The following is a 3897-nucleotide window of genomic DNA, read 5'->3' on the forward strand; positions in this document are numbered from 1 at the left end:
GGCCCGGACCTTCGCGGCGCCCGCGACGGGGTCCCCGGGTGGGCCGGGGGGCGGCTCCGGGAGCGCCTGCGTACGCGGTGTGTCCGGATCGGCCGACGAGGACGCCGCATCCCACCGCTCGCCGCGCCCGCCCGCGTCCATGGCCTCGTTGGCCAGCCGGTCGGCGTGCTTGTTGCGCTCGCGCGGGATCCACTCGTACGTGACGGCGGAGGCGGGCAGGATCCGCGCGGCCTGTGCCGCGAGCGGCTTCATGTCGGGGTGCTTGATCTTCCAGCGGCCCGACATCTGCTCGACCACCAGCTTGGAGTCCATCCGCACACGGACCTGTACGGCCGTGTCCGGGAAGAGCTCCTTCACCGCTTCGAGACCGGCGATGAGGCCCCGGTACTCAGCGACGTTGTTCGTCGCGACGCCGATGTACTCGGCGGCCTCGGCGAGCGTCCGGTCGTCGAGCGCGTCGAGGACGACCGCGCCGTACCCGGCGGGCCCCGGGTTGCCCCGGGAGCCTCCGTCCGCCTCGACGACCAGCCGGCGGGGAGCCGTCATTACAGGCCCGACTCCGAGGTGCGGACCAGGATGCGGTGGCAGTTCTCGCAGCGCAGCACGGTGTCCGGGGAAGCCGCCTTCACGTCGTTGACCTCCGTGATGTTCAGCTCCAAGCGGCAGCCCTCGCACCGGCGCTGGTAGAGACGGGCGGCGCCGACGCCTCCCTGCTGGGCGCGCAGCTTGTCGTAGAGCTTCAGCAGGTCGGCGGGGACGGCGCCGGCGACGACCTCGCGGTCCTTGGTGACGGTGGCGGCCTCGGCGTCGAGCTCGGCGGTCGCGGCGTCCCGGCGGGCGGTCGCGTCGTCCACCTTGGCCTGCACGGCGCTCACGCGCTCCGTCAGTTCGGCGACGCGCTCCTGGGCGGACTCACGGCGCTCCATGATCTCCAGGACGACGTCCTCGAGGTCGCCCTGGCGCTTGGCGAGCGAGGCGATCTCGCGCTGGAGGCTCTCCAGGTCCTTCGGCGAGGACACGGCACCGGAGTCCAGCCGCTGCTGGTCGCGGACGGCACGCTGGCGCACCTGGTCGACGTCCTGCTCGGCCTTGGTCTGCTCGCGGGTGGTGTCGCTCTCCTCGGTCTGCGAGGCGACCAGCAGGTCGCGCAGCTGCGCGAGGTCGTGGTTGAGCGCCTCGATCTCGGCGTGCTCGGGCAGGGACGTGCGCTTGTGGGACAGCTGCGACAGACGTACGTCGAGGGCCTGGACTTCGAGGAGTCGGATCTGGTCGGCGGGCGCGGCGTTCAGTTGGGGGCTCCAGAAGAGTGGTGGGTGGTCCAGGGGTCGGTGACCTGCTTCGAGACGTGGACCCGCAGGTCCCATCCGTGGCGGTCGGAAATCGCGTCGAGCTCGGCGGCGGCCTGCTCGCACCAGGGCCACTCGGTGGCCCAGTGTGCGGCGTCGACGAGGCCGAGCGGCGAGTGCTGGACGGCCTCGGAGGCCGGGTGGTGGCGCAGGTCCGCGGTGAGGAAGGCGTCGACACCCGCGGCGCGCACGGCGTCGAAGAGGCTGTCGCCGGAGCCGCCGCTGACCGCCACGCGCCGTACGGTGGCGTCCGGGTCGCCTGCGAGCCGGACGCCCTGCGCGGTGGCGGGCAGCCGGGCGGCGGCGCGGGCGGCGAAGTCGCGGAGGGTCTCCGGGCGGTCCAGCTCACAGATCCGGCCGAGGCCGCGGCGGCCCCGGGCATCGGTGGGATCCGGCACGAGGGGGCCCGTGACCCTGAGGTCCAGGGCTGCGGCCAGGGCGTCGGAGACCCCGGGGTCGGCGGTGTCGGCGTTGGTGTGCGCGACGTGCAGTGCGATGCCGTGCCCGATGAGGTCGTGCACGACCCGGCCCTTGAAGGTGGAGGCCGCGACCGTCGTCGTACCGCGCAGGTAGAGCGGGTGGTGCGTGACGATCAGCTGGGCGCCGAGGGCGCGCGCCTCGTCGGCGATCCGCCGGACCGGGTCGACGGCGAAGAGGACCCGGTCGACCTCCGCGTCGGGGTCGCCGCAGACCGTGCCGACCGCGTCCCAGCCCTCGGCCCGCTCGGGGGGCCAGAGGGCGTCGAGCTCGGCGATGACTTCAGACAGACGGGGCACGGGGGAAAGGCTACCCGCCCGCCGCGCCCCGCCGCCCCCGCGGCCGGTCCCCCGGACGGGAGGGGCCCGGCCGGTCACGAGCGGTCACGGCCGGGTGCGCGGGGCACCCCGCGCCGGCCTCACTTCACGAGGTCGGCGCGCAGGTCGTCGAGGACCAGGTTCGCCGAGGTGACGCCGAGGCCGAGGTACCAGGTCTCGTCCGGGACGTCCTGGGCCCGGCCGGCCTTGACCGCCGGGAGGTTCTTCCAGAGGGGGTTGGCCCGGGCGGTGTCCCGGTCGGTCGCCCCGCCGTCACCGTAGACACCGGTGAAGATCCAGTCGGCGTCGGCCTGGTCGATGTTCTCCGGGCTGATCTCGGCCGCGAGCTCGTCGACCTGCTGGTTCCGGGGGCGGGGCAGGCCGACGTCCGCCAGGACGGTGCCGATGAAGGACGCCTTCGCGTAGAGGCGGATGCGGTCCGGGAGGTAGCGGACCATGGAGACGGTCGGCTTGTCCGGGCCGATGTCCTCGCCCAGCTTCGCCGCCTTCGCCTCGTAGGCGGCGAGTTCGGACCTCGCCTTCGCGGTCCTGTCGAGCGCCGCCGCGTTGAGGAGGTAGTTCTCCTTCCAGGTGAAGCCGGGGCGGATGGAGAAGACGGTCGGAGCGATCCTGGAGAGCTCGTCGTACTTGTCGGCGGCGCGCAGCTGGCTGCCGAGGATCAGGTCGGGCTTCAGGGCCGCGATCGCCTCCAGGTTGAGGCTGTTGATCGTGCCCACGCTCACCGGCTTCCCGGCGTCCTTCTCCAGGTACGACGGGATGGCCGCGTCGCCTTCGGACGGTGCGTAGCCGACGGGCTTCACGCCCAGCGAGACGACGTTGTCGAACTCGCCCACGTCCAGGACGACGACGCGCTCGGGAGCGGCCTTGATCTCGGTGCTGCCCATGGCGTGCGTGAGCGTACGGGGGAACTCGCCGGCCTCGGCGTCCGTGCCGTACCGGGCCGTCTTCCTCGCCGCGTCGCCGAAGTCCTTGCCACCCGTGGCGACGGCCGCCTTCTTGTCACCGCCGGCCTCCGGACCCGCGCCTCCCGACGCGTCGCCCCCGCACGCCGTGAGGGAGAGGGCGGCAGCCACCGCGAGGGCGGCTGCGGCGGTGCCGCGGCGTCGTGGGGACATGATTCGCTCCAGTTCAGGGCTCTCACAGGAAAATCTTAGGGAAGCCTAACCTTTTACACGTGTTACCAGCAGCACAGCGGCCCCCTCCCACTCGGGCGAACAGGGGGACCGCCACCCGTATGTGTGAAGTGCGATGCCTCGCGTTGTCCGGCAGGGCGTGCGAAAACTAGCTTCGGTTGCCGGAGGTGACCGCACCATGACTGCCTGTACTGCCGAGAACGAGATCGCCGGGGCCGCGGGGACTGCCACGACGGTGGAGACCGCACCCCGACCGGCGGACCCGGACGCACCCGCCGAGCCGGAGCAACCCCGCGCCGGCGGAGCACCGGACAGGGCCGGAGCCGTCCGGGCACCGGGCGCACCGGGCGGATCGCCCGGAGGCGGCTGGTCCCGCACGGCCACGATGCCCGCCGGGGCGGCCGCGTACATCGGCACCTCGCGGCCGGGGCCGGTGCGCGGTGGCCCCGGCGGGGCCGGCGCTGCGGGCGGGCAGGCCGCGCACGGCGGGGCCGGCACGCCCGCCGCCATCGGTGAGCCGGCCGCCACCGGCGCGACCACCGCCTCACCGGTCCCCGGTGGGCACCCGGAGCAGCGCCCCCTCGGCACCGGCGTCGCGGAACC

At 73.7% G+C, this 3897-nt stretch carries 4 protein-coding genes and 1 pseudogene; 1 reads left to right on the top strand and 4 read right to left on the bottom strand.

Annotated elements, in window-relative coordinates:
- The 4 genes from ABZ371_RS30060 to ABZ371_RS30075 form a co-directional block, all read right to left on the bottom strand.
- Positions 1-546, bottom strand: a 546-nt coding sequence (locus ABZ371_RS30060) for a reverse transcriptase-like protein (RefSeq protein WP_358685510.1), incomplete at its 3' end; no start/stop codon positions are given.
- Positions 546-1289: a C4-type zinc ribbon domain-containing protein gene (locus ABZ371_RS30065; RefSeq protein ID WP_358685517.1), complete on the bottom strand. Its 744-nt coding sequence runs from the start codon at positions 1287-1289 to the stop codon at positions 546-548. The genes ABZ371_RS30060 and ABZ371_RS30065, both read right to left, overlap by 1 nt.
- Positions 1286-2122, bottom strand: a complete 837-nt coding sequence (locus ABZ371_RS30070; RefSeq protein ID WP_358685513.1) for a Nif3-like dinuclear metal center hexameric protein — start codon at positions 2120-2122, stop codon at positions 1286-1288. Before ABZ371_RS30070 ends, ABZ371_RS30065 begins: the two co-directional genes overlap by 4 nt.
- A gap of 119 nt (positions 2123-2241) precedes the next feature.
- A complete protein-coding gene (locus tag ABZ371_RS30075) occupies positions 2242-3276 on the bottom strand; it encodes an iron-siderophore ABC transporter substrate-binding protein (protein WP_358685515.1) in 1035 nt (344 codons plus the stop codon).
- Between the two features lie 196 nt (positions 3277-3472).
- On the opposite strand from ABZ371_RS30075, the pseudogene ABZ371_RS30080 reads away from it, so the two are divergent.
- Positions 3473-3897 (top strand): annotated as a pseudogene (locus ABZ371_RS30080) (hypothetical protein); the annotation flags it as partial.

The organism is Streptomyces sp. NPDC005899, assembly GCF_040629645.1.
GTDB lineage: Bacteria > Actinomycetota > Actinomycetes > Streptomycetales > Streptomycetaceae > Streptomyces.